The 1,007-nt window shown below is 65.6% G+C and carries 2 protein-coding genes; both read left to right on the top strand.

Annotated features, from left to right (window positions below; all coding sequences use genetic code 11):
• Positions 1-331 (top strand): DUF2493 domain-containing protein (locus EOA24_RS39180; protein WP_133374986.1); only part of this gene is annotated, 331 nt, incomplete at its 5' end.
• A gap of 308 nt (positions 332-639) precedes the next feature.
• The coding region (locus EOA24_RS39175; protein WP_127410893.1) for a hypothetical protein at positions 640-1,007 on the top strand (368 nt) is incomplete at its 3' end.

The following is a 1,007-nucleotide window of genomic DNA, read 5'->3' as shown; positions in this document are numbered from 1 at the left end:
CGACTGCAACGATCACGATCGGATCTGGGACGCGCTGGATAAAGTTCGCGAGAAGCACCCAGACATGGTACTGCTGCATGGTGGCAGCCCACGCGGCGCCGAGCGCATCGCCGCCTGCTGGGCCGAGAGCCGCAAGGTCACGCAGATCGCTTTCAAGCCGGACTGGAACCGGCATGCGAAGGCCGCCCCATTCCGTCGCAACGATCAGCTGCTCTCGGTCATGCCCTACGGACTGATCGTCTTCCCCGGCTCCGGCATCACCGAGAACCTGGCCGACAAGGCTAGACGCCTCGGCATCCCCGTCTGGCGGTTCACGGAGGGTGGCGCGTGAGCGCCGCTTTCATTCTCCGCGTCGAAGAACCCGACCCGCTCGCGTCGGGTTCTTCGCGTGTGCACATCCGTTCCGGTCAGCAATCCGGCGGCGGCGCGGTGCGAAAGAGCACAGGATGGAGAGTGGCCAAAAGTCCTCCAACACGGGTTGGGCGCGCCGGCCTCCGGCCGGCCGGGCTCTATTCGCGGCGTGCCGCCGCTCCCCGAGCCGGGCTTCGCCGTCTCGGCCTTCGGTGACGATCCCTCGCGCGGGAGAGGGAGAGGAGAGCCGGGCCGGGGCGGTTGATCTGAGAGAAAGGAAAGCGACCAATGACGATGATATTCCTTGGCGGTTCACGTGACATCTTCGAGCTGCCGGTCCCCGCGACCGAACGCATCGGCGCGATCGTTGCGGCCGAACACGGCGTGCTGATCGGTGACGCGCCGGGAGCAGATGCCGAAATGCAGGGCCTGCTCGCAGGCTATAATTACGAGCATGTCGGCGTCTTCCATGGCGGCCCGCAACCGCGCAACAATCTCGGCGACTGGGTTGCCTATCACGTCCCGCCGGTGGATGGCGCAAAGGGCTTTGCCATCCACGCCGCGAAGGATCGGGAAATGGTCCGCCGTGCCGACTTCGGTCTTATGGTCTGGGATGGCGCTTCGCCCGGAACCTGCCTCAATATCCTGCGCCTTGC

The sequence above is a fragment of the Mesorhizobium sp. M2A.F.Ca.ET.039.01.1.1 genome (genome assembly GCF_003998035.1).
In the GTDB taxonomy this organism is placed as follows: Bacteria; Pseudomonadota; Alphaproteobacteria; order Rhizobiales; family Rhizobiaceae; genus Mesorhizobium.
Note: the sequence above shows the minus strand (reverse complement) of the source record. Positions and strands in the feature narration are given on the sequence as shown.